Consider the following 5,566-nt stretch of genomic DNA (forward strand, 5'->3'; position numbering starts at 1 on the left):
TCTGGTTTTGTGATTGATGCGCAAAAAGGGATTATTGTTACAAATTATCATGTTATTGTAGATGCTGATGATATTGAAGTTAATTTTACGGATGGTACAAAACTAAAGGCAAAGCTTCTTGGAAAGGATAGCAAAACTGATTTGGCGTTGCTTCAAGTCGATGCAGGAAGTAAAAAATTAAAAGCTGTGCGTTTTGGTGACTCAGAAAAAGCACGTATTGGTGACTGGGTTATGGCTATTGGTAATCCTTATGGTTTTGGTGGAAGTGTGACGGTTGGTATTATTTCTGCACGTAACCGTGATCTTAATGCTGGTCCCTATGATAATTTTATTCAAACAGATGCAGCAATTAATCGGGGAAATTCTGGTGGGCCGTTATTTGATAGAAATGGTGAAGTCATTGGCATTAATACAGCAATTGTTTCACCTTCGGGAGGATCTATCGGTATTGGATTTGCTATTCCATCGGATATGGCTCTTTCTGTTATTAATCAATTGCGTGATTTTGGAGAAATAAGGCGTGGTTGGTTGGCTATTCGTATTCAGCCGGTAACAGAGGATATTGCAAAAAGTTTAAAATTGGACAATGCTGTGGGAGCATTGGTGGCTGGTAAAATAGAACAGACGGAAGAAAATAATGTAGATAATAGCCAGTTACAAACTGGAGATGTTATTCTTTCCTTTGGTAATTCCAAAATTAAGCATGCACGTGATTTGCCGCGTTTAGTTGCAGAAAGTTCAGAAGGAAAAGTGGTGGACGTTACTATTTTACGCAATGGGCAAGAAGCAACAGTAAAAGTTAAGCTTGGACGTTTGATTGAAACAGATCCAAATGAAGATACAGAAGAAGTTGATGATAAAAAAAATCAAGATCTGTCGAAAAACGCGACAATGCAATTTATGGGAATGACGTTATCTGAACTGACAGAGGATTTGCGTCATCGTTATTCAATTTCAGATAAACTTCGAGGACTAGTGGTGACATCTGTTGCACAAAATAGTGCAGCGGATAAAAAGCGTATTCGCGTTGGTGAAGTGATTGTTGATATCAATCAGAGTTCTATCACAACAATTGATGAGGCTAAAAAACGTATTCATAAATTACGTGAAGCTGGACGCAAAAATGCTCTATTTATTGTAGCGCGTCCAGATGGAGAGTTACGGTTCGTAACGCTCCTAATGGATTGATCCTTAAAAAATTATTTTTTGTTTTTTATCAGCCTTAGTGTGTGGGATATTTTGCAAGTCAGCCATGTGATGTCCAATATTTCTCAAGCTCATTTCACGATAGAGAGTATGGGGTGTGCAATATAAAATCCATTGGAAATCATTATATCTTTATGCTGAATATCAAAGTATAAATTGGTGTCATCATAGTATTTTTCAGTTCTCAATATTGTAACAGCCTAGACTTTGAAATGCTGCATAAGAGCTATTGGTACACCTTTCTTAAGTCCATTTTTATCTCTGCTTGTGATGCGCAAGTAAATGGTATTGATATGATACTTTATGAGGCTCTTATTATAAACCGGCGTAGCATGCTATTTTTATAGGAAAAAATAAAGCTATTTGATTGTATAGATTAAACTTAGTATTATTTTCATAAATGATGACAGAGAGTATATTTTTAATGGCCTTAACGGACAGAATTATTATAGCTGTGGTTTGTTATTGAATTATGATAGCAAAAAATGCTTGGAAATTCCTTTGGTGTTGTTATTAAGTCCATTTTTTCTTTTTTATAAGTTTCATAAGGGGCTTTGTCTTAAGGGGAATTTGTGTTCGTATTTTTGTTTGAAGTATTTACTCTATGATAATGGAGAGAAAATACAGGAAGGCTTTGGGGGTGTCTGCATGTTGCAATAAGTTATTGATTGGGAGAAATTGCTATTCATGACACAGAGAACAGTTACATTAATAGCAGGGCCAACGGCAAGTGGGAAGTCAGAACTTGCCTTGCAAATGGCTCAAGAAAAAAATGCTCTCATTATTAATACTGATTCAATGCAGGTTTATGATGTTTTAAATATTTTAACGGCACGGCCGAGGGAGGCTGACACCGCGATTGTTCCCCATTATCTTTATGGTCATGTGAGTCCTACTTTGAACTATTCAGTAGGGCAATGGTTGTGTGATGTCGAGAAGCTATTGGCTACTTTTTCTTTAAGATCAGTTATTTTTGTTGGTGGAACAGGACTTTATTTTCGTGCTCTTTTAGAGGGGATTTCGGAAGTCCCTCATGTTCCAGATGTTGTGCGGCAGAAGTGGCGTTTGCTGCTTGATAAAGAGGGACCTGAAAGTCTTTATCGCCAGTTGTTGCAGATTGATGCTGTTGTTGCTGAAAAAATTTCTTCGCATGATAGGCAGCGTATTGTACGTGCTTTGGAAGTTTATGATGCAACCGGTAAGACGCTCAGTTGGTGGCAGAAACAAAAAACAACACCTCTCATTGCGCCAAATTTGACCGAAAAAATTCTTCTCATGCCACCACGTCCTCTGCTTTATGAACGTATTCATAAACGCTTGGATTCTATGATTGAAAGAGGAGCTTTAGAAGAAGTGGTGGCTATGAAAAAACTTAAACTTTCCCCTTCATTACCAGCAATGAAGGCTATTGGTATACCTGAGTTTATGGCTTATTTGGATGGATATAGAAGCTTTGAGAGTGCTCTTGAAGCGGTGAAAATACAAACGAGGAGATATGCAAAAAGACAAATGACATGGTTTCGTAATCAATTTGATGAAGAATGGATGCTTACTTTTTGATAAAAGAGTTAGAGCTTTGCAAAGAAACTTATCGAAAGATAAAAGATAATTCGTGAAAAAGAAATTTTTTAGAAAATATAATTTTTTATTGACGAATGGTATCAATGGAATTAGAAATCTCTCTACAAGGAATTTTTTATATATTTTATACGTTGGAATAATGGGGGTAATCATACAGTATGTGTTGTGTAATGGGCTCCTTTGGGGGCTTTTTTTATGGGCTCCGTTAGGGGCTTTTTTATTGTCCTATAAAGTAGGTGAGTGGGAAAAATGAGAAATGATCCAAGAAAGCAAGAGAGTGCAGATGGAAAAATAATGTCGGGCGCTGAAATAGTGGTTCAAGCTCTTATAGATCAAGGCGTTGAACATATTTTTGGTTATCCTGGTGGGGCTGTTTTGCCTATTTTTGATGTTCTTTATCACCAAGATACACTCCAGCATATTTTGGTGCGCCATGAACAAGCCGCAGGGCATGCAGCTGAAGGCTATGCACGCAGCACAGGGAAGGTAGGGGTTATGCTTGTGACTTCTGGTCCAGGGGCAACGAATGCTGTTACACCTTTGCAAGATGCTCTTATGGATTCGATACCTCTTATTTGTTTTTCTGGGCAGGTGTCAACAACGGTGATTGGAACAAATGCTTTTCAAGAGGCTGATACAGTTGGAATTACAAAGCCTTGTACGAAGCGTAATTGGCTGGTTAAAAATGTCAATGATCTTGCGGCTATTATTCATGAAGCTTTTTTTCTTGCTCAATCAGGTCGTCCTGGGCCGGTTTTGATTGATATTCCTAAGGATGTTCAATTTGCTTCAGGATTTTATAGAGCACCTCAAGTTCAGGAGTCTTTACATTCTTTTCCATCGTTGAAAGGGAATACTAAGGCTATTGAATCTGCCGTTTCTCTTTTAGTTGAGGCAAAACGCCCTATTATTTATTCTGGTGGTGGTGTTATTTCATCGGGGATGAAAGCTATACAGCTTTTACGTAATTTGGTTCAATTGGGGGATTTTCCGATTACTTCAACATTAATGGGACTTGGTGCTTATCCTGCTTCCGGTAAAAATTGGCTTGGAATGCTTGGAATGCATGGAACCTATGAGGCTAATATGGCCATGCATGATTGTGATGTCATGTTAGCTGTTGGAGCACGATTTGATGATCGTATCACCGGGCGCCTTGATGCATTTGCACCTCATGCGCGTATTATTCATATTGATATTGACCCTTCTTCTATCAATAAAATTGTAAAAGCAGAAGTTCCAATTATTGGTGATGTGGCGCATGTTTTGGCAGATATAATGCAACATTTGCATATGCATCAATCAAAGTTCGATAAAGAAAGTCGTAAAACATGGTGGACGCAAATTAACCGTTGGAAAGCTCGTAATTCATTGGCATATGCGGAGAAAAAAGATGTCATTATGCCGCAATATGCTCTTGAACGGCTGTATGCTTTTACCAAAGATGCGAATGCTTATATTACAACGGATGTCGGGCAGCATCAGATGTGGGCAGCGCAGTATTATCATTTTGATGAACCAAAACATTGGATGACTTCTGGTGGTCTTGGAACGATGGGGTATGGTTTACCTGCTGCTATAGGTGTTCAAATAGCGCATCCTGATGCGCTTGTTGTGTGTATTTCTGGTGATGCCTCCATTCAGATGAATATTCAAGAGCTTGCAACAGCTATTCAGCATGACACACCGGTGAAAATTTTCATTTTAAATAATCAGTATATGGGAATGGTCCGCCAGTGGCAGCAATTGCTGCATGGTAATCGTCTTTCTCATTCTTATACGGAATCTATGCCTGACTTTGTGAAATTGGCACAAGCTTATGGAGCCGTGGGAATTCATTGTTCAAAACCCGATGAACTTGATGATAAAATTCAGCAGATGATTGACTGTGATAAGCCTGTTCTTTTTGATTGTCGTGTTTATCATTTAGAAAACTGTTTTCCTATGATCCCATCGGGATGTGCTCATAATGAGATGTTATTACCCGATGAGGCAAGCGAAGAAGCTATTGCAAATGCTATTTCTTCCGAGGGAAAGATTCTTGTATAAAATGAATATGTTAACAAAATGGTGAAGGATGGTGATGATGAAGTCTTTGGAGTCTTCATCTCTGTCACTTCTTTGTGGAGAGTTCCTATTATCCTTAGAGCTCATTTTATGATTTTCATTCTTTGTTTAAAGACATGGGGTGTATTATTATTTGTTCATCTAAAAAATGTTATAAGTCGTGTGCACAATTATGTTTGAATTTATTTGTACGCGATGTTTGTTTTTTTAATTCATATGTTCACATTAATAGCTATTTCGTTGCATTTTTTAGATAATACATTGAATTATCTGTTATAAATTAATTATGTTGTCTCATATATGAATGATTTCATCGTGCAAGAAAAAAAGCCACACTGCTTGAAGGGTGCAACCATGCAAGCCATTATGCCTATGAAAACAATAGAAAAGTTTGTTACTATGTTTTGGTTTTGCATTATGAAATTACTCCAAATAGCTCTTTCAGGGGCTTGATAGGAAAATCCCCCTAGCGGTTTGAAAGGAAGGGAAAAAATAACAAAAATCAAATGCAGCCATAGAAAACCAATAGGTCACCATAGCTTATAATCAGGTATGATTATGCGGGAGAAACCTATACATATGAGATGTATCGTCAATATATAAACCAGAATAATACTCAACATCATATCATTATCAGGATATTAACATTGAAAATTAAATACTCTTTCTTTTATTTGTTCTATATATCTATGATTCCATAAATCTGCAGACA

3 protein-coding genes are annotated in these 5,566 nt (G+C 37.4%); all 3 read left to right on the plus strand.

What is annotated here, in order from left to right; translation table 11 throughout:
• On the plus strand, positions 1 to 1,188 hold a 1,188-nt coding region (locus ACFIL8_RS07275), incomplete at its 5' end, for a Do family serine endopeptidase (RefSeq protein WP_375689279.1).
• 705 nt (positions 1,189 to 1,893) lie between these two features.
• Entirely contained in the window at positions 1,894 to 2,766 is an 873-nt protein-coding gene (miaA, locus tag ACFIL8_RS07280) for a tRNA (adenosine(37)-N6)-dimethylallyltransferase MiaA (RefSeq protein ID WP_375689281.1), read from the plus strand.
• A gap of 270 nt (positions 2,767 to 3,036) precedes the next feature.
• Positions 3,037 to 4,836 carry an acetolactate synthase 3 large subunit gene (locus ACFIL8_RS07285; protein WP_375652769.1) on the plus strand — a complete coding sequence of 600 codons (1,800 nt, stop codon included), beginning with the start codon at positions 3,037 to 3,039 and terminating at the stop codon, positions 4,834 to 4,836.
• The last annotated feature ends 730 nt before the right edge of the window (positions 4,837 to 5,566 follow it).

The organism is Bartonella sp. AP57NXGY, from assembly GCF_042195805.1.
Taxonomy (GTDB): domain Bacteria; phylum Pseudomonadota; class Alphaproteobacteria; order Rhizobiales; family Rhizobiaceae; genus Bartonella.